Genomic DNA, 19205 nt, shown 5'->3' with positions numbered 1-19205 from the left:
GTGGGCTCCGAACCGGGGTCCACGGCATTCTTCAGTGACGGTGGGGGCACCGTGGCGATCACAGTCGACAGGCAGACAGCTCCGTCGACAGGATGGCGCGGGCACCGGCGTCCCACAGCTCGTCCATGAGCCCCTGCACGGCCTCGCGAGGGACCATGGCGCGCACGGCATACCAGCCGTTCTTCGACAGCGGCGAGACCGTCGGGGCCTCCAGGCCCGGAGTCAGCTCGGTGACGGCGCCGAGGGCTTCGGCTGGCACGTCGTACTCGACCATGACGTAGCTACGGGCCACCTGGACACCGTCAATGCGTCGCATGAAATGGTCAAAGGTCGTGCCACCGGTGAAATCGCGCCGCTGGATGAGGACGGCTTCGGACTCCAGGATGACGTCTCCGAAGAGCTCGAGGCCAGCTTTGCGCAGGGTGGTTCCCGTCTCGACGACGTCGGCGATGGCGTCAGCCACCCCGAGTCGGATCGAGGACTCGACGGCACCATCCAAGTGGATCAGGTGAGCGTCGATACCTCGCTTCGTCAGGAATGATCCGAGCAGGCCCGGATACGACGTCGCGATGCGCTTACCGGCCAGACCCTCCACGGTGTTGCCGGAACCCTTGGGTGCCGCGAAACGGAACCGGGAGTGACCAAATCCGAGACCCTTGATCTCAGCGGCGTCGGCTCCGGAATCCAGTAGCAGGTCGCGACCGGTGATACCGATGTCGAGAGTGCCCTCACCGACGTACACCGCAATGTCACGCGGCCGCAGGTAAAAGAACTCCACCCCGTTGGCTTCGTCGATCAGGGTGAGGTCCTTGCGATCAGAACGCTGACGGTAACCGGACTCAGTCAGCAGGGAGGACGCCGCGTCCGACAGGGCACCCTTGTTCGGCACTGCAATGCGCAGCAGGTCTGACATGAATTCTCCTCAGGAGATTGAGAAAGCGGGGGACATGACGATGACTGGCCAGGCACAACCCGACCTGGGGAAATTCACAGATGCTTGTAGACGTCATCAAGGGTCAACCCCTGCTTGATCATCATGACCTGCAGGTGATAAATCTCCTGACTGATCTCCACGGCCAGCCTTGCGTTGCCCTCGTACTCAGCGGCCATCCAGACCTCAGAGGCTTCCTCCACAATCTTCTTGCCGATGGCATGCACTCCGCGGTCGAGCTCCTCAACGGTTCCCGATCCCGCGGGGCGGGTCTGTGCCTTGGTGGACAGCTCGGCGAAGAGTTCCTCGAATGTCTTGCTCACAGTGGTCAGGCTACCGACTGCGGTGCCATGACCATGCCTGGGACCACGTGACGGACCTTGCACGCCACCGGGCCGAGCGTCCGATCAGTTCGCAGCCCCTCCTGCGTGTTGAGCTCGCCACCACGTCAGGAAGCCGTAGAAGCAGAACGCTCCGTAAAACACGTACATCAGCGCACTCGGGTAGTACTGCGCGGTCGCAAGCAACGGGACGCCGACAACATCCACGGCGATCCACACGAACCAGAACTCGTTCCATCCACGCGCCATGCCCCACGTGGCAAGGATCGATCCAGTGAGGATCCAGGAATCCGACAATGGACCCCATGAGCCGAGGGCCTCAAGGACGACGTAGAAGATGATGAGCCCGACGAGAGCGGACGCCGGGCTGAGGATGCGTTCCCGACGAGTGGCCCACCGGGGATGAACGGCCACCTGGGAGGCTCCATTGTTGCGTCGGGTGGCAGCCCACACGACCCAGCCATAGGCGCTGGTCGCGAGGAAGAAGATCTGCCGACCAGCTTGGCCCCACAAGTTGAGGTCCTGAGGAGTGTGGAACACCCCACCCAGGAAGACCGTGAACAGGGTGACGTTCCCGACAATGCCAACCGGCCAGGCCCAGACTCGACGACGGGCGCCGCCGAGGGCCGATGCCAGTCCGAACAGATTCCCGATGACCTCGCGCCACAACATCGGCTTACCCAGGCCCACAGCACCGTGCGCAACCTGAGATCGGTGTCAAAGGTCAGGGCGTTGTCCACTGCCCAGACGTGAGGCATTCCACTCAGATCGGGGTCGGGCCCGAGCAGGACGTGACCGCCCTTGCGGTCGGTGTTGTTGGCGACTGCGTCAAAGAGGGCCAGGGCACGCAGAGCCGGATGCGGGGAATGAGCGAGCCCGATCTCGCGACCGTCCTCGTCAATCCCCAGCGACAATCCGTGCCAGTGTCCCGGGAGACGTTCGGTGACGTCGGCAACCACCAACGGATTCTCCCGGTCGTCGTCAATCCATCGCTGTATCGAACCAGCCCCTCGTGGGCCGTCCTCGATGAAGACGGTCAACGGCACCAGCCCAACACCCATGAGCTGGGACAGCCGGTAGGACGAAACCTCACGTCCAGCAAGGGTCCCGGCAGGAAAGCCATGAAAACGACGCTCATGGGAAACCGGTTTGTACACCCACAGCCTGTCGTCCGCATCGCGCACTCGAAGCGCACCATCACTGGAATCGGGCAGGGCAGCGTCGATTCGCCACGGTGCGCGAGGCCGAGGTGCTTGTGGCAGGTCCCAGGGATTCGTCGAGCTCACCACACCAACGATGTGCGATAGCCATTTGACCGAGGGCACAGATGGCCCCCACCAGAAAGGATCTGCTGGGAACAATACGGGCAGTATTGGCGTCCCGACGCCACGACGACATTGCATCGAGCGACGAATTGGCGAGCCTGGGAGGTCGTCATGAAGATTTCAAGGGAGTCCAGTGCCGACTCAGGAAGTGTGGTCAACAGCATTGCTGGGTCGTTGATCATCAACTCGTCATCGCTGGCGGCATACATCTCGATTTCGACGCGCTTGCTCGGGTCATCGAAGGCCATCGCCATGGCACCTACTGTGAATTCCTCGTCAAGAGGTGAGTCCAGCGGGGCGAGATCGTCAGGGGTGTGGATCGTCGGCGGGACGAGGACGTCGGCGGCATGGGCAGCCAAGCCGTCCAGAATCCTGTCCATCTGAAGCGCAAGCTGGCTGATCTGAGCCTTCTCGCACCGCACCGTCACCAGGCGGGAGCCTTCCCGAACCTGAAGGTGAAAGACCCGTGCTCCTGGGCGACCGACGGTGCCGACCACGACCCGATCGGGCCGTTCGAATCGGAAGGTGCGACGAGTCATGCCTCCACCCTAGCCACCCAACCCTTGGCAGGAGCACAGGACGGAACCTGTCTCGCTGGGCATCATCGCCGAGATGGTGGCCTCGGGTGGATTGTCGACCACCATGCACCAATCCGACTCGCTGCTCAGGATCAACGGGGGAGGTCACGACGAGGCCAGGTGTCACGTCCGTCAGTTGGGAAGCCAGCGCCCCCGCGTCGCGAGTACCGACCTCGTCGAGGGGATGGCTCGAACGGCCAGCGAGGACTCCCTTCGCATTGGCCTCAGTACGCCCGTGTCGAATGAGCAGAAGTCGTGCCACGGCGTCGCTGTATTGCGCCTGGTCCTGGCGTCTTGCCTCAAGGCCGGCTTGAGGGTGCTCCGTTAGGGTGATCTGAGCGAGGAGGACGCACATGCGCATGAAAACCGTCGGGGCCAGCGGCCTCAAGGTGTCTGCCATTGGTCTGGGCTCCCTGACCTGGGGAGGTCACACCGACACTCGTGAGGCTCGCTCCATGGTGCGCCGTTTCGTCGACGCCGGTGGCAACCTCGTCGACACCGCCCCTGCATATGGTGGTGGCTTCGCCGAACAGCTCATTGGCAAGCTCATTCACACCGACATCAGCCGAGACGACCTCGTCATCGCCACGAAGGCTGGATTCGTCGCCGAGGGGAAGAAACGGGTCGTCGACACCTCCCGAACCGCTCTGTTGCGCGATCTGGAGGGATCCCTACGTCGCCTCCACACCGACCACGTCGACCTGTGGCAGGTGCATGCCTGGGGAGATGCCCCCATCGAGGAGACCTGCGCTGCCCTCGACCACGCTGTGCGTTCAGGCATGGCCCGCTACGTCGGCGTCTCCAATTTCGTCGGCTGGCAGTCGGCAACGGCGGCCACCTGGCAGCGAGCGACAGGAGCTCGCACTCCGCTGGTGAGCAACCAGGTCGAGTACTCCCTGCTGGCTCGTCGCGCCGAGATCGAGGTCGTCCCCTCCGCCCAGCATCACGGCATGGGCCTGCTGGCGTGGTCGTCCTTGGGTCGTGGCGTGCTGGCTGGTCGTTACCGCAACGGCACTCCCAAGGATTCTCGTGGCGGTTCCGACCGTCTCTCGTGGTTCGTGCAGCCCTATCTGACGCCCAAATCCCGAGCTGTCGTCAACGCCATCTCGAAGGCGGCCGACGGGCTAGGAGCGACGGCCGCGCAGATTGCTCTGACCTGGGTGCGCGACGCCCCCGTCGTTTCGTCGGCCCTCGTCGGACCGCGAACGACGGCGCAGCTCGAGGAACTACTGGGTGCCGATGACATCGTGCTGCCCCCGGAGATCAGCGCGGCCCTCGACGACATCACGGGCGGGCCGAACTTGGCCCGCGAGGAGTCCTGAGGGCCGTCCCGGTCTCAACGTTCGGCGCGAGGCATCCACGGCGTCGAAACCGGACCGTCGTAGAGTTCACGCGGCCTGGAAATTCTCGTCGTCGGATCCTCGGCGACCTCCTTCCAGTGCGCAATCCAGCCGGCCATCCGGCCAATGGCGAACATGACGGTGAACATGTTGAGCGGGATGCCAAGAGCCCTCAGCACAATTCCGGAGTAGAAGTCCACGTTCGGGTAGAGCCTGCGCTCGACGAAGTAGTCGTCGGCCAGCACGGCGTCCTCGAGCTCCATGGCGACGTCGAGCAGTGGGTCGGGCTTGTGCATCGTCTCGAGCAACGGACCGACAGCACCGCGGAAGATCCTTGCCCTGGGATCCCAGTTGCGGTAGACGCGGTGCCCGAAGCCGGAAATCCTCTCCCCCGAGTCCTTGGCCTTGGCCAGATACTGACGCGGGGAAAGGCCGGAGTCATGGATGCGCTGCAGAGCCCGCACCGCGTTGACGTTGGCACCCCCATGGCGGTCTCCCCAGAGGGCACAGACACCAGCCGAGCACGACGTGAAGAGGTTGGCACCGGATGACCCCACCATCCGGACCGTCGAAGTCGAACAGTTCTGGCCGTGATCGGCATGGAGGACGAGGAAGAGGTTGAGGGCCCTGGCGGCAATCGGGTCAGGCTCGTAGTCGCGGTACGGCAGGGAGAACATCATGTGCATGAAGTTTTCGACGTACTTGAGGTCGTAGCGCGGGTAGATCGCCGGTTCCCCGATCGACGCCTTGTACGAGGCCGCCGCGATCGTCCTCACCTTGGACATCAGTTTGGCAGCGGCGTCGGTGAAGGAGTTCTCGTCCGTGATGCGCGGGCGGTCATGGGTGCTCATCGCATTGATCATTGACGACATGATCGCCATGGGGTGGCCGTTGGGAGGGAAGGCATTGAAGTGAAGATCCATCGACCGGTGCAGCGCGGAATACTCGGTCAGCCGATTCCGAAAGTCGTCACGCTGCGCCTCGGTCGGCAACTCGCCGAAAATGAGCAGCCAAGCCGTCTCCACGAAGGAGACCTTCTGCTCGGCAAAGGTCTCGATGGGGAGTCCTCGATAGGTGAGCACACCATCCTCGCCGTCAATCCAGGAGATGGCAGACCGGCAGGATGCGGTATTGGCGAAGGCAGGGTCGAAGGTTGTCACGCCGCCGGTCATCCGGCGAAGATCAGAGATGTCGATGACCCGGTCGCCGGTGGTGCCGGTGATGACAGGAAGGGAGTACTCCTGACCGTCGAGGATCAGGGTTGCAATGTCGTGCGTTTCGTGGCTCATCGTCAGGCCTCCTGCAAAATGTGATCGACGACTTTGGCACCGAATACGAGGGAGGCCACTGGGACTCTCTCGTCGACGCCGTGGAACAGACTGATGAAGTCAAAATCAGCGGGAAGTCGCAGCGGGGTGCAGCCGTAGCAGTTGATGCGACGGCCGTTCGGGAGAACGGCAAACCCCTTCGCGTCGGTGCCTGCTGAATTGAGATACGGCAGCACGATCGCTCCCGAATCCTCAGCGTCAATGGCATGACGGATGGCATTGACGGCTGCCCCCTCAAAGGGCGCTTCCGCTGCTGGTTTGAGGGAAATCGTCTCGATATCGATCCCGGGACCAGCCAAGGACTTGATCGTCGAGATCATCTCCTCCTCAGACCCGGGAATGAAGCGGGCGTCAATCTCGGCGCTGGCCCGAGTCGGCACGACGTTGACCTTGTACCCGGCCGACAGCACCGTCGCAGTGACGTTGTGGGAGCAGCACGCGGCAACCATGCGGGACAGCGGCCCAATCGGTGCGAGGCACGACTCAAGGTCGTCCCGGTCGATCGTCAGACCCCACATCTGGGAAACCTTGGCCAGGAACTCCTCCTGCACGGGGTGGCCCAGGTCGGGCCACTGATGGGAATCAATGCGCGACAGAGCTTCCAACAAGTGGCTGACCGCGTTGTCCGGGTTGCGCATGGAGCCGTGGCCGGCGCTGCCGGTGGCACTCATTCGGAACCACCACAGGCCCTTCTCGGCTGACTGGACGACGTAGACCCGCGTGCCCCCAGGGGTCGTCAGGGAGAACCCACCCACCTCGCTGATGGCCTCGGTGACGCCGTCGAAGATCTCCGGATGGTTGGCACCCAGCCAGGTGGATCCGAGAGTGCCGGATGCCTCCTCGTCAGCGAACATGATGATGCGAATCGGACGCGACGGCACCTCACCGCGACGATGACGGGCTCGGATGGCTGAGAGCACCATCGCGAGGAAACCTTTCATGTCGATGGCTCCCCTGCCCCACATGCAGTTGTCGTGAACCTCGCCGGACAACGGGTGATGGGCCCAGTCCTCGGCTTCGAAGGGCACGGTGTCGCTGTGGCCGTGAAGCAACAAGGCGGGACGACTCATGTCGGTGCCTTCGGGTGCCCACTCAGCAACCAGGGTGGCTCGGCTGGGCTCGGATTCGTAGATCGAGACGTCTACCCCGATCTCTTCCAGGAGCCCGGAGACGTAGCGACACATGTCGACCTCGCCACGAGCGTCTTGTGGACCAAAGTTCTGCGAGTCGATCTGAATCATGCGCGAGCAGATGTCGACCACCTCGGCTTGCGGACTGTTCGGCCCGTCGACAAGGCCTTCGAGAGGCATGCTGAAGAGATCTGACATGTCGCGATTGTGCCACCGCCAGGGGTCTGCAGCGTCACTCGGGACACTCGATGGACGCCGATTTGCATTGCGGTGCAAGCTTCGACTAGAATCTCGTGACTGTCCGGCTCGGAGTAGAAGCGACGAGCCAGAAACCCGAGTCCGGGTGGCGGAATTGGTAGACGCGCTAGCTTGAGGTGCTAGTGGCCGATTAAGGCTGTGGAGGTTCAAGTCCTCTCTCGGACACAACAAACCCCGTCTGATTGAGCGTGTCAGGCGGGGTTTCTTCGTAGCCAGTTCCGGCGCTGGTGCCATGAGGCCAATTCTGACGTGCTCTGTGACATTTCTCGCCGCGGACACACATGACGGGTTCATTTCAGCCATCCTGGCATGGAAGTGGACAAATTTCTTCAGCTGAATTGTCGCCTGTGCACGAACGACCAATTCTGTCGTTCAGCCCACTCATCGACTCTTCGACTCATATCGTCCTGGACATCCGAGGTGGCCGTCACTCAGGGATGAGACGGGCACACACGACGCAAAGGAGCATCTTGATGTCATTCCCACGCAAACTCAGCGCACTGGCGATCGCCGGCACCATGGCGGTGACCGGCGCGACCATGGCGACCCCGGCCATGGCTGTACCTGAAGGAGGCTCCCAGCCTGCCGCCGCTGCTCCGGCAACCGACCAGGTGAAGAAGGAGACCGGCTACTTCAAGACCACTGACAAGCTTGGGACCAAGCTCTTCCACCGCAAGGACATCGTCCCGAACGCCAAGGGTGCCGTCGTCCTGGTCCACGGTCTCATGGAGAATTCCTCCAACTACGAGTACCTGACCAAGAGTCTCACCAACGCCGGCTACAGCGTCTACCGTTTCGACAACCGTGGTCACGGTCGTAGCGCCGCCCCGTACGTCAACAACGCGATCCCGCGCGGCCAATTCGACGACTGGTGGAACATCGAGTCCGACATCCACCAGGTCGTCCAGACCGCACACAAGGAGAACGCCGACAAGAAGGTCTTCCTCCTCGGCCACTCGATGGGCGGTATCGCCGTTCAGTCCTACGGAATCATGTACCCGGGCACTGTCGACGGCATCGTCTCCTCCGGTGGCGGTACGTTCGCCAGCGTTGACGGACCGAACACCGAGGGCGTCACCACCGTGACCCCTGACAACCTCAACTTCTTCGCCCGTCATGCTCTCCCGCAGATCAGCCAAGTTCTCCCGATGTCTCGTCTGACAGCATTCAACGGTCGTCTTGCCAGGGCTGCCGTCAAGGATCCCAAGAGCATTCGGATGCCATCTGGTCCGGTGTCTGCCAACGTCATCCTCCCTGGTTACCCGGCCTATGGTCTGTGTTCCGATCCCCAGGTCCGCATCGACCACTGGCAGCGTGACCCGCTGTACAACCACTACATGCGTCTGGGTCTGGTCGAGCAGCTCGGTGTCGGCCAGATGTACAACATCATGAATGCCCATGAGTTCGACGCCCCGACCCTCATCATGCACGGCGAGAACGACGGCCTCGTCCCCAGCTACTTCGACGTGAACTGGTACAACGCCATCAATTCGAAGGACAAGAAGATCATCCAGTGGCATGGCCTCATGCACGAGCTCTTCAACGAGCCCACCAAGGACCAGGTCATCAAGACCGCTGTCGACTGGATTGACGCCCACAACAAGTGAGCGTGATCTGACCTGCTCCCTGACAAAGGCTGCGTTCCCCACACGTGTGGGGAACGCGCGCACGCGACGAGGAGCCACACTCGCTCACGTAACCCAGTTCTCAGCTTTTCCCACAGCCTCGTTCAGGGCTCATGAACAATCCGTGTTCGTGACCCGAGAACACCCTCGCAACTCACACTGCTGGTCAGACTTGGGTGGCTCGGTACCATGAATACATGCCCCGGACTGATTAGCGGTCCTGGGATTGACGAAAGGAGCCACTCGTGGGCCTCAGCGACAAGATCAAGAGCAAGAGCGACGAGCTCGTCGGTGCTGCCAAGGAGAAGATCGGAGAGGTGACCGACAACGACAACCTCCACACCGAGGGCGCCGATCAGAAGGCCAGTGGCAAGGTGGACCAGAAGGTCGAGGACGTCAAGGACAACGCAACTGACCTCAAACACAACGTCCAAGCTGCTACTGACAAGCTGAAGGACTGACGACACGAGGCCGGGCCATGGTGCCCGGCCTTTGTCATGCCCTCATGTCGAACACGTCATGGCGCCACCTCGACACGCATATCGGGACGTTGGCGTTGACCGCAAGCCCACTGGGACTGGCGCAGGTCACGTTCACGACGTCACCTGCACTCTCCTCCATTCAAGGGACAACAGAAGACCACCAGGTTTGCGAGAAGATCCTCGACGACGCAGCTCACCAGATCAGCGAGTACCTCTCCGGCTCCCGTACTGGTTTCAACCTCCCTCTCGACCTTTCCACCACGACCGCCTTCCACCGCACCGTTCTCAACGAACTGCAGACCATCCCCTACGGCCAGACCGTCAGTTATCGCGACTTGGCCACCCTCATCGGGCATCCACAGGCATCGCGTGCCGTCGGCAGTGCCTGCGCCAAGAACCCATTGCCGGTCGTCATCCCGTGCCACCGAGTCCTGCGTAGTGATGGCGAACTCGGCGGCTACCTCGGCGGACCGGTCATCAAACGGTTCTTGCTGGACATGGAAGCCCACCACATCACCTCCTGTCCGCCCCCAGCGTGACGGACCACGTGCCATCCAGACAGCAGGCTGCCATCCCCAGTTGTTCAAGAACGGTCAAGGCCGCAGAGCACCGAGCCACTGACACTCCTGCCGACGCGGACAACTCGTCCAGCCCACAAGACCCATGGGCTGGGAGCGCTTCGTGCACGGCCAGTTCCGTGGCATCCAGGGCATCCGTCGGAAGGCTGCGACCTTTCGGTCGTCCGGGTTCAGGGACAAGTTCTCCGACGATCCCGCGAACATCGTCGGCATCGCGCACCAAAATCGCCTCACCGTCACGGATGAGCTTGTTCGTACCGGTCGACCTACTCGAGGTCACAGGACCAGGAACAGCCATGACTGCCCGGCCCAGCGCATTCGCCCATGAGACGGTGTTGACAGCCCCTGATCGCCACGCCGCCTCAACAATGACGGTCCCTGCCGTCAGCGCAGCAATGAGACGGTTTCGGGCAAGGAACCCCGGACGCGTGGGATGTCGACCTGGTGGCATTTCCGAGACCAAGGCGCCCGTTTCGGCAATGCGTTCCAGCACCGCGGCATTGCCCCTCGGGTACAAGACGTCAAGCCCACACGCCAGGACTCCGATCGTCGTTTCATGGACGGACAAGGCGCCTCGATGCGCAGCGACGTCGATACCAAACGCGCCACCGGAGACGATGACCTGACGTCCGCTCCCGTCACTGTGTCCCTGAGAAAGATGGTGCGCCATCTCCATGGCAATATCCTGGCCATAGCCCGTCGCAGCTCGGCAGCCGACGATCGCAACCGACCGCTCAGACGCCTCATCAAGATGTGCCGGGCCAAGAACCCATATGCCAAGGGGAACTCCACCCATTCCCGCCTTTTCGACCCGCGAGAGGTCATCGAGCCCAGCGGGCCACTCCTCATCTCCCGGCACGAGGAACCTCATCATGGCTTTTTCCGCCCGAGCTAACACCTCATCGACATCCGTCCCTCGGGCTCGCTCGTGCCATCTCTCGTCGACATCGGTCAGCAGCTGGCGCCACACTTCTTCCGCCGTCATGTCCACCAGTCGCCGCGCCGTGATGGTGTCCCCCGGCTCAACAACAGCTGTCAGGGCGGCACGTGCCATTCTCTCGTCGTCCCAGGTCATCGGAATCGTCGTCACCGCAGTCGTCCTCGTCTCATTCCCATGGCCTCGGCAACACATGCCTTGTCCACCTCGTCCTTGCCCTCCAGATCGGCCACGGTCCATGCGATCCGCAACACCTTGTCCACCCCGCGCGCTGTCAGCCGCCCAGTCGTCAAGGCATCCTCGATGATGCGGGTGGCGTCATTGGCTGGCAGCATCTGATGCAGCGCCTTCCCAGGCACCTCGGCATTGCAGCTCCACGGCATTCCCTCCCAGCGATGCGCAGCCCTCAGCCGGGCTTCTGCCACCCGGTCGTGGACGACGGCGCTGGACTCCCCTGCGGGCAACGTTGAGGCGTCAAGCAGGTGAGCTGAGGTCAGCGGGCGCATGCGTACCGTCACATCGACTCGGTCGAGGATCGGCCCGGACAGCCGACTTGAGTACCGACGGACCTGTTGAGGGGTGCAGGTGCACCGACCGGATAAATCGTCAGCCATTCCACACGGGCACGGGTTGAGGGCCATGACGAGCTGAAAGCGCGCTGGGAACGTCGTATGGGCCTGAGATCGGCCGATGACGATCTCCCCGGTCTCCAAGGGTCCTCGCAGTGAATCGAGAACTTTGGGAGCGAATTCTGCAGCCTCGTCGAGGAAGAGGACGCCCCGGTGCGCCAGCGAGATGGCACCTGGTTGGGCGATCCGCGCCCCTCCACCGACCATGGCAGCCATCGACACCGAATGGTGCGGCTCGGCCAACGGTGGCCTAGTCATGAGACACCCGCTCCCTCGGCCTGCCAATGAGTGCAGAGCGGTCACTTCAAGGGCATCATGGTGCTCCAATCGTGGAAGGACCCCCGGCAGCCGTCGAGCCAGCATCGACTTTCCACACCCCGGGGCTCCCCGCAACAAGAGGTGATGACGTCCGGCTGCCGCCACTTCGAGGGCGCGACGCGCTTCCTGCTGCCCGATGACCTCAGCCAGATCTCCCAGCCCCGAATCGGTATCCGTGGCGTCCGTCACGGGTTCCTCAGTCGTCAGTACCGGACGGCCGTGCAGAACGTCGACAACGTCACGCAGATGACCGACCGGCCAGATCGTCACCCCTTCCACCAATGTTGCCTCGGCATACTGACCGCACGGCACCACGGCTCGCTCGAACCCTGCCTCGCGGGCTGCCAGCAATGCCGGGAGTACCCCACGCACTGGTCGTACTCGTCCGTCAAGCCCCAGCTCTCCGAGCAGGACCGTTGACTCAAGCAGGGTTTGCGGGATCTTTCCGTCCGCGGCCAGGGTCGCAGCAGCGATGGCGAGATCGAAGTGAGTTCCGGCCTTTGGCAGACCGGCTGGGGTCAGGTTGATCGTCAGGACATTGCTCGGCCACGACATGCCGGTGGCGCCAACGGCGACTCGGCATCGGTCTCGCGCCTCGTGAAGAGCAGCATCCGGAAGACCGACGAGAACAGTGCGCGGAAGGCCGGAGGACAGTGCCGCCTCCACCTCAACCAAGGAGCCTTCCATCCCCACCAGCGCAACCGACCATGCGCTTGCCCCGGTCACCGGATGCCCCGCACATGCGTGATGGTCGGCCGTTCACCCGGGCGCATCATGACCCCGATGGCATCAATCCGGACCGAGTGGACTCCCTCGTCATGGTCGACCAGCCAGGCCAGTGCGAGCTCGTGAAGCTTGCGAACCTTCGTCGCCGTGATGGATTCCAGGGGATGTCCGAATCCAGTCCCGGACCGCGTCTTGACCTCGACGAAGACGATGGTCCCATCATCGTCCGCGATGAGGTCAATCTCCCCGACACTGCACGCCCAGTTTCGGGCGACAGTCGTCCACCCGAGGGATTCCAGGTACTCAGCGGCAATGTCCTCACCCCACGCACCGAACGCGGGTTTGCCTCCACGACGCCCTCGCAAGGCTGCTCCGCGAGGGGTCGTCAATTCTGCCGACAACGGCTTGGGTGTCATCATGCACCACCTCCGACAACAGTTGTCGTCGTGGGGACGCCGATTATTCAGTTATCCACAGAAGAATGAGGGCGGCCATGAACACCACGAGTTGTCCACAAGCAGAGACGTCGCTTACGTGGCCGGAACCTCGTCAAAGTCGGAATGGACGATCTCCTCGATCGACACGTCACGGAAGGTGAGGATCTTGGCGCTCTTGACGAACCTGGAGGGCCGGTACATGTCCCACACCCAGGCGTCCGCCATGGACACCTCGTAGTAGACGTCACCGCCCTCGGTACGTACCTTGAGATCAACAACGTTGCACAAGTAGAACCGTCTCTCGGTCTCCACGGCATATTTGAAGATGCCGACGACGTCCTTGTACTCGCGGTAGAGCTCAAGCTCCATGCGGTTCTCGTACTGTTCCAGATCCTCGGCACTCATGATGAATGAAGCCTAGCCGCTCGTTGCACATTGCCGTAGCTCATCCGATGCTGAGGTGACGGCCCCAGCTCCTCCAGCCGTCGTTGGTGCAAGGCCGTCGAGTACCCCTTGTGCACCGCGAAGTCATAACCAGGAATCTCCTCGTCCATGGCAATCATGATGCGGTCCCTGGCCACTTTCGCCACGATCGACGCTGCCGCCACACAGGCGCACACTGCATCCCCCTTCCACATTCCCAGGTCCGGAACGGTCAGTCCGTCCACGGAGAACCCGTCCGAGAGCACGTACCCAGGCTCGACATGCAGCCGTGCGACGGCGCGCCTCAGCCCGCTGATGTCGGCTTGTTGCATACCCAGCCGGTCGCACTCGTCGGCCTCCACACGAACCCATGACACGGCCAGCGCCTTGTCCATGATGATGTCGAACAGTCGCTCTCGTCTGGTGGCCGACAAGGCCTTGGAATCGGCGATCCCCTCGATCCGTGCTGACTTGCGATCATCAAGGATGACGGCTGCGGCCACCAAGGGGCCGGCGCAGGCGCCCCTGCCGGCCTCGTCGCACCCGGCAACCGGACCCAGACCTGCTCTCGTCAGGGCCCGTTCATGACCCATGGGGCCGGGTCTGACGCGTACCGTCACGGCCATGACGTCGTCATCGGGGTGCGCACTCGTCACCAACGCAGATGCGCGCCTTGTCAGGGGCTGAACCAGACCGGTCGGGAATGCCGCTGAAGGTGTCGGGGGCTCCCAGCCCGCCAATGCGGTTGAGAGGCATGAGAATGGCCTTTGTCGGCCCAACGACATTGTCGAGGGGAATGAACCCGGGGGCACCCGTGTACCCGTCAGGATCAAGATCCTGGATGTGGTAACGGGAGTCTCCCGACGCATTGCGGTGATCCCCCATCACGAACATGCGGTCTCTGGGAACGGTGACCCGGAACGTCATCGTCGACGGCTCGACCATCCGACCGTTCTGCGAGTACAGGTAGGAACGCTCGTCGAGGGCTTTCCCGTTGACGGTCACCTGGCCCCTGATGTTGCAGCAGGCAACGGTGTCGCCGGGCATTCCGATGACGCGTTTGATGAGGTAGTTGGAGCTCGTGTTGGGCAACAGACCCACGAACTCCAGCACCTTGCCCGGGGCAGAGCGACGATCTTGAGCGGCGGGAAGCCAGTGCTCGGTGTCCTTGAACACGACAACGTCACCACGATGGACATCTGCGGCCTTGACTGCCACCACGCGATCACCGACCTGAAGGGTGTTCTGCATGGACTTGGAGGGAATGACGAACATCTGTCCCACGAAGGCCCGTAGGAGTGCCGAGATGACGAGAGCTCCGACGATGATGAGGACGATTTCAATCATCCCGGATCGGAACCGCTGCCATCCGCTCGGCCGTTGCGATGCAGCCGTGGCGCCAGCGGTGTCACCGTCGACGGTCCTTCGCGCCTGGTAGTCATCGGCCACGGCGATACCTCCCCCTCTTCCCCTGGGAATCTCCCGTCGGGTGCCACCCTGCAGTGTAACCAACGTCGGGAACACACTCGGGTCGCTCGGTCGTGTGCCGGTCAACCCAGGCGTCATCACACACGCAGAAACGGGGCCTCGCAGAAGCGAAACCCCGTTGCTGTGAGTACGACGACGTCAGCGAGCTGCGCCCTTCTCCTTGATCTTGGCAGCCTTGCCACGCAAGCCGCGCAAGTAGTACAGCTTGGCGCGACGGACGGCACCGTGGCGATCAACCTCGATCTTCTCGATGATCGGGGAGTGCAGCGGGAAGGTACGCTCGACACCAGTTCCGAAGCTCAGCTTGCGGACGGTGAAGGACTCCTGGACGCCACCACCGGTACGCGAGATGACCGTTCCGGCGAAGACCTGCACACGAGTGCGGTTGCCTTCGACGACCTTGACGTGGACCTTCACCGAGTCGCCAGGACGGAACTCAGGAATGTCTTCGCGCATCGAGGCCTTGTCGATCTCGTCGATGATGTTGCTCATGGTGTTTCCTCGCCGGTGCCACAGGTCACCTGGTGCTCGTGTTCAAAGGATACAGTCCCCCGTGCCCCGGACGATCCCCCCATGGCAGGAGCCGGACACGGACAACAGCAACGAATTCTCCCACATTCCAAGGTCAGACACCAAATCACACACCACAGGACCGGAGACGTCCTTGCCCCATACAACCGACAGGGCTCCGGCATCAGATGGTGCCGGAGCCCCGTGTGGTCGACCACGTGAGTCAGAACTCAGTCGTCCTTGCCGTCATGCTTGAACAGAGCGGCGATGAGGTCGCGGTTGAGCTGGCTGATGGACTCAAGCGGGATGCCCTTCGGACACACCGAGGCGCACTCACCAATATTGGTGCAGCCACCGAATCCCTCGGCGTCGTTCTGGGCAGCCATGGCCTTGACACGACGCATCCGTTCCGGCTGGCCCTGCGGAAGCATGGCCAGGTGGGTGATCTTAGCCGAGGTGAACAGCATCGAGGAGCCATTCGGGCAAGCAGCCACACAAGCACCACAACCGACGCAGGTGGCGGCGTCGAAAGAGCGGTCAGAACGCTTCTTGTTGACCGGGACGGCATGGGCGTCCGGGGCAGCACCAGTGTTCACCGAGACATAGCCACCGGCCTGGATGACGCGGTCGAGGGCCGAGCGGTCCACGATGAGGTCACGCAGGATCGGGAAGGCACCCGACTTCCAAGGCTCAATCGTGATGGTCGAGCCATCAGCGAAGGAGCGCATGTGTAACTGACAGGTGGTGGTACGCACCGGCTGGGCGACACCCATGCCACCGTGCGGCACGCCGTTGATGACGACGCCACACTGACCACAGATGCCCTCGCGGCAGTCCGAGTCGAAGGCCACGGGCTCCTCACCCTGAGCGGTGAGGTTCTCGTTGAGCATGTCCAGCATCTCGAGGAAGGACATGTCGCCGGAGACACCATCCAGGGTGTACTCGACGAGACGGCCCTGATCCTGGGTGTTGCGCTGGCGCCAGATTCGCAGGTTGATCTTCACTTGTAGCTCCTCTGCTTGACCTGGATGGACTTGTAGACCAACGGCTCCTTGTGCAGGGTCGGCTTGTGGCCCTCACCAGTCCACTCCCAGGCAGCGACGTACTGGTACTGATCGTCGTGACGCAGGGCCTCGCCCTCCTCAGTCTGAGATTCAGCGCGGAAGTGACCGCCACAGGACTCGCGACGATGCAGAGCATCGATGCACATCAGCTCACCGAGCTCCAAGAAGTCAACGAGACGTCCGGCACGCTCGAGAGTCTGGTTGAGCTCCTCGTTGACACCGGTGACCTTGACATTGGTCCAGAACTCGTTGCGCAAGTTGCGAATGAGACCGATGGCCTTGACGAGGCCGGCCTCGTTGCGCTCCATACCGCAGTACTCCCACATGATGTGGCCGAGTTCCTTGTGGATCGAGTCGACGGTGCGGGTTCCGTTGATCGTCAAGAGCTTGTTGATGCGGCTCTCGACGGCCTGGCGGGCCTCCACTGCGGCCGGGGTCTTCTCGTCCACCTTGCCGAACCTCGGGGCGTCAGCCAGGTAGTCGGTGATGGTATTGGGAAGCACCCAGTAACCATCAGCCAGACCCTGCATCAGGGCCGAGGCACCGAGTCGGTTGGCACCGTGATCGGAGAAGTTGGCCTCGCCACAGACGAACAGACCCGGGATGGTCGACTGCAGGTCGTAATCGACCCACAGGCCACCCATGGTGTAGTGCACAGCGGGGTAGATACGCATCGGAACCTCGTACGGGTTCTCGTCAGTGATCCGCTGGTACATGTCGAAAAGGTTGCCGTACTTCTTCTCGACGGCATCCTTGCCCATGCGCTCGATGGCCTCGGAGAAGTCAAGGTAGACACCGCGGGCGCGCATGTGCTCGGTTCCGTCAGCATCGACCTCACGAACCTTCGGGCCAACCCCGCGGCCCTCGTCACAACGGTACTTGGCCTGACGGGAGGCGATGTCGCGAGGAACCAAGTTGCCGAAGGACGGGTAGATGCGCTCCAAGTAGTAGTCGCGGTCCTCCTCGGGGATGTCGCGCGGATCCTTCTCGCAGTCCTCGGCGCGCTTCGGCACCCAGATACGACCATCGTTACGCAGCGACTCCGACATCAGGGTCAGCTTCGACTGGTTCTCGCCGTGCACCGGGATGCAGGTCGGGTGGATCTGCGTGTAGCACGGGTTACCGAAGTAGGCACCCTTGCGATGGGCGCGCCACGAAGCAGTGGCGTTGCAGCCCATGGCGTTCGTCGACAGGAAGAAGACGTTGCCGTAACCACCGGTGGCCAGGACGACCGCGTCGCCGAACCACTCCTCGATCTTGCCGGTGACCATGTCACGGGTCACGATGCCGCGAGCACGACCATCGGCAACGATGAGCTCGACCATCTCGTGGCGGGTGTGCATGCGGACGGTTCCGGCATGGACCTGACGCTCGAGGGCCTGGTAGGCGCCGATCAGCAGCTGCTGACCCGTCTGTCCACGAGCGTAGAAGGTGCGCTGCACCTGGACGCCACCGAAGGAACGGTTGTCGAGCAGGCCACCGTACTCACGGGCGAACGGAACACCCTGGGCGACGCACTGGTCGATGATGTTCGCGCTGACCGCGGCCAGACGGTAGACGTTCGTCTCGCGGGAGCGGTAGTCGCCGCCCTTCACGGTGTCATAGAACAGGCGGTAGATGGAGTCACCGTCGTTCTTGTAGTTCTTCGCAGCGTTGATGCCACCCTGGGCGGCGATGGAATGGGCACGACGCGGAGAGTCCTGGTAACAGAAGTTCTCGACGCGGTAACCAGCCTCACCAAGGGTGGCAGCAGCGGAGCCACCGGCCAGGCCGGTGCCGACGATGATGACGGTCATCTTGCGGCGGTTGGCCGGGTTGACCAGACGAGAGGTGAACTGACGATCAGTCCAGATCTTCTCGATCGGAAGGTCGTGGTTGGCCTTCGTGTCATGAATCTCGTCGCCGGTCGTCCAGTACTGGTCGGCGAGAGCCGCGTTGATATTGGATGCAGCAGTTGCAGTCATCAGGAGATCACCCCGAACAGGATCAGGAAGGGAGGAACCATGAAGCCCACGAGGATCACGATGGCGACGATCCAGGAGCACACGCGCAGCACAGCGCGAGCGGTACCAGAGACGTTGACACCGAGGGTCGCGAAGGCGCTCCAGAAACCATGGGAAACGTGCATGCACACCGCGATGATGGCGATGAGGTAGATGAGCACGAACCACCAGTGACTGAAGGCTGTGAGCACCATGCCTGCACGCCCAGCCGCGTCGGTCGGCGGGTTGTTGAACAGATCAGGGCTGATGGTGAACTGCAGCAGGTGAAGGATGAGGAACGCGAATATGATCCAACCGCCCCAGTACATCGTGCGGGCCGCGTAGGTGTTCTCCGGGGAGAGGTTCTTCTTCACGGAGTAACGACCAGCGCCACCAGTACCGATGCGACGCTGCTTCGTGACGCGGATCGCCGACCAAATGTGCAGCACAATCGCCAGCAACATGAAGATTCGGAAGATCCACAGGAACGACTCACCCGGAAGGATCGGGTTGAGAATCGTACGGAGGTAGCTGGCGTAGTCGTTGAACTCCTCGTTGCTACCGAGCAACTTCAAGTTGCCGAACATGTGCATGAGCAGGAAGAGGACCAAGATGATGCCGGTGACGGCCATGAGGGCCTTCGCCGCGACAGTTGATCGCACTGCTCTCTGATGAGTAGTAAGTGTTGTAGTCGCCACGGGGGAAAGACTATCCAATTCACAGTCCTTTTGCCTCACGACCCCCAGCGTTTTCAAACACTCCCTATAACTACCGT

At 62.3% G+C, this 19205-nt stretch carries 20 protein-coding genes, 1 tRNA gene and 1 pseudogene; 5 read left to right on the top strand and 17 right to left on the bottom strand.

All coding sequences use genetic code 11. The features are described from left to right. Positions 1–58 precede the first annotated feature (58 nt). From hisG to ACUCCZ_RS03960, 5 genes and pseudogenes are all read right to left on the bottom strand, one after another. Entirely contained in the window at positions 59–913 is an 855-nt protein-coding gene (gene hisG, locus ACUCCZ_RS03980; RefSeq protein WP_435917990.1) for an ATP phosphoribosyltransferase, read from the bottom strand. 74 nt (positions 914–987) lie between these two features. Further along, the gene (locus ACUCCZ_RS03975) at positions 988–1254 is read right to left on the bottom strand and encodes a phosphoribosyl-ATP diphosphatase (RefSeq protein WP_435917991.1); all 267 of its coding nucleotides are present in this window, start codon (positions 1252–1254) and stop codon (positions 988–990) included. A gap of 84 nt (positions 1255–1338) precedes the next feature. Further along, positions 1339–1944 carry a nicotinamide riboside transporter PnuC gene (pnuC, locus tag ACUCCZ_RS03970; protein ID WP_435917992.1) on the bottom strand — a complete coding sequence of 202 codons (606 nt, stop codon included), beginning with the start codon at positions 1942–1944 and terminating at the stop codon, positions 1339–1341. Between the two features lie 610 nt (positions 1945–2554). Then, positions 2555–3136 carry a DUF3090 domain-containing protein gene (locus ACUCCZ_RS03965; RefSeq protein ID WP_435917993.1) on the bottom strand — a complete coding sequence of 194 codons (582 nt, stop codon included), beginning with the start codon at positions 3134–3136 and terminating at the stop codon, positions 2555–2557. A 193-nt stretch (positions 3137–3329) separates the two neighbouring features. After that, a pseudogene (locus ACUCCZ_RS03960) lies at positions 3330–3530 on the bottom strand (histidine phosphatase family protein); the annotation flags it as partial. Here ACUCCZ_RS03960 and ACUCCZ_RS03955 point away from each other — a divergent pair. Further along, the gene (locus ACUCCZ_RS03955; protein WP_435917994.1) at positions 3529–4497 is read left to right on the top strand and encodes an aldo/keto reductase; all 969 of its coding nucleotides are present in this window, start codon (positions 3529–3531) and stop codon (positions 4495–4497) included. The pseudogene ACUCCZ_RS03960 and the gene ACUCCZ_RS03955 overlap by 2 nt on opposite strands. Positions 4498–4511: 14 nt before the next feature. On the opposite strand, the gene ACUCCZ_RS03950 is transcribed toward ACUCCZ_RS03955, so the two are convergent. Together ACUCCZ_RS03950 and ACUCCZ_RS03945 are read right to left on the bottom strand one after the other, a co-directional pair. Continuing rightward, positions 4512–5804, bottom strand: a complete 1293-nt coding sequence (locus ACUCCZ_RS03950; protein ID WP_435917995.1) for a citrate synthase — start codon at positions 5802–5804, stop codon at positions 4512–4514. A 2-nt stretch (positions 5805–5806) separates the two neighbouring features. Next, positions 5807–7171, bottom strand: a complete 1365-nt coding sequence (locus ACUCCZ_RS03945; protein ID WP_435917996.1) for a M20/M25/M40 family metallo-hydrolase — start codon at positions 7169–7171, stop codon at positions 5807–5809. 139 nt (positions 7172–7310) lie between these two features. Between ACUCCZ_RS03945 and ACUCCZ_RS03940 the strand changes: the two genes are divergently transcribed. The 4 genes from ACUCCZ_RS03940 to ACUCCZ_RS03925 all read left to right on the top strand — a co-directional run bounded on the left by ACUCCZ_RS03940 (position 7311) and on the right by ACUCCZ_RS03925 (position 9877). Beyond that, positions 7311–7396: transfer RNA gene (locus ACUCCZ_RS03940), tRNA-Leu, on the top strand. 308 nt (positions 7397–7704) lie between these two features. After that, on the top strand, positions 7705–8838 hold the full coding sequence (locus tag ACUCCZ_RS03935) for an alpha/beta fold hydrolase (protein WP_435917997.1): 1134 nt from the start codon (positions 7705–7707) through the stop codon (positions 8836–8838). A 263-nt stretch (positions 8839–9101) separates the two neighbouring features. Continuing rightward, positions 9102–9317 carry a CsbD family protein gene (locus tag ACUCCZ_RS03930; protein ID WP_435917998.1) on the top strand — a complete coding sequence of 72 codons (216 nt, stop codon included), beginning with the start codon at positions 9102–9104 and terminating at the stop codon, positions 9315–9317. Between the two features lie 20 nt (positions 9318–9337). Then, complete coding sequence (locus tag ACUCCZ_RS03925) at positions 9338–9877, top strand: methylated-DNA--[protein]-cysteine S-methyltransferase (protein WP_435918153.1); 540 nt, start codon at positions 9338–9340, stop codon at positions 9875–9877. Here ACUCCZ_RS03925 and dprA read toward each other — a convergent pair. From dprA to ACUCCZ_RS03875, 10 genes are all read right to left on the bottom strand, one after another. Beyond that, positions 9852–10991 carry a DNA-processing protein DprA gene (gene dprA / locus ACUCCZ_RS03920; RefSeq protein WP_435918154.1) on the bottom strand — a complete coding sequence of 380 codons (1140 nt, stop codon included), beginning with the start codon at positions 10989–10991 and terminating at the stop codon, positions 9852–9854. The genes ACUCCZ_RS03925 and dprA overlap by 26 nt on opposite strands. Positions 10992–11002: 11 nt before the next feature. Further along, entirely contained in the window at positions 11003–12526 is a 1524-nt protein-coding gene (locus ACUCCZ_RS03915) for a YifB family Mg chelatase-like AAA ATPase (RefSeq protein ID WP_445439667.1), read from the bottom strand. Next, positions 12523–12945: a YraN family protein gene (locus ACUCCZ_RS03910; RefSeq protein ID WP_435917999.1), complete on the bottom strand. Its 423-nt coding sequence runs from the start codon at positions 12943–12945 to the stop codon at positions 12523–12525. Before ACUCCZ_RS03910 ends, ACUCCZ_RS03915 begins: the two co-directional genes overlap by 4 nt. 111 nt (positions 12946–13056) lie before the next feature. Beyond that, positions 13057–13368, bottom strand: a complete 312-nt coding sequence (locus tag ACUCCZ_RS03905; protein WP_435918000.1) for a DUF2469 domain-containing protein — start codon at positions 13366–13368, stop codon at positions 13057–13059. Then, entirely contained in the window at positions 13365–13979 is a 615-nt protein-coding gene (locus ACUCCZ_RS03900) for a ribonuclease HII (protein ID WP_462981548.1), read from the bottom strand. Before ACUCCZ_RS03900 ends, ACUCCZ_RS03905 begins: the two co-directional genes overlap by 4 nt. Positions 13980–14019: 40 nt before the next feature. Further along, the gene (gene lepB, locus ACUCCZ_RS03895; protein WP_435918001.1) at positions 14020–14835 is read right to left on the bottom strand and encodes a signal peptidase I; all 816 of its coding nucleotides are present in this window, start codon (positions 14833–14835) and stop codon (positions 14020–14022) included. Positions 14836–15012: 177 nt separating this feature from the next. Next, positions 15013–15366 (bottom strand): 50S ribosomal protein L19, encoded by a 354-nt coding sequence (rplS, locus tag ACUCCZ_RS03890; protein ID WP_435918002.1) that lies wholly within the window; start codon positions 15364–15366, stop codon positions 15013–15015. A gap of 248 nt (positions 15367–15614) precedes the next feature. Next, positions 15615–16388: a succinate dehydrogenase/fumarate reductase iron-sulfur subunit gene (locus ACUCCZ_RS03885; RefSeq protein ID WP_435918003.1), complete on the bottom strand. Its 774-nt coding sequence runs from the start codon at positions 16386–16388 to the stop codon at positions 15615–15617. After that, positions 16385–18412 carry a fumarate reductase/succinate dehydrogenase flavoprotein subunit gene (locus tag ACUCCZ_RS03880; protein ID WP_435918004.1) on the bottom strand — a complete coding sequence of 676 codons (2028 nt, stop codon included), beginning with the start codon at positions 18410–18412 and terminating at the stop codon, positions 16385–16387. The genes ACUCCZ_RS03885 and ACUCCZ_RS03880 overlap by 4 nt, the downstream gene beginning before the upstream one ends. Then, positions 18412–19062: a succinate dehydrogenase cytochrome b subunit gene (locus ACUCCZ_RS03875; RefSeq protein ID WP_016665665.1), complete on the bottom strand. Its 651-nt coding sequence runs from the start codon at positions 19060–19062 to the stop codon at positions 18412–18414. Before ACUCCZ_RS03875 ends, ACUCCZ_RS03880 begins: the two co-directional genes overlap by 1 nt. Positions 19063–19205: the final 143 nt, after the last annotated feature.

Source organism: Cutibacterium nasicola (assembly GCF_052654715.2).
The sequence above is the reverse complement of the archived record's forward strand: the minus strand, read 5'-3'. Positions and strand labels throughout refer to the sequence as shown.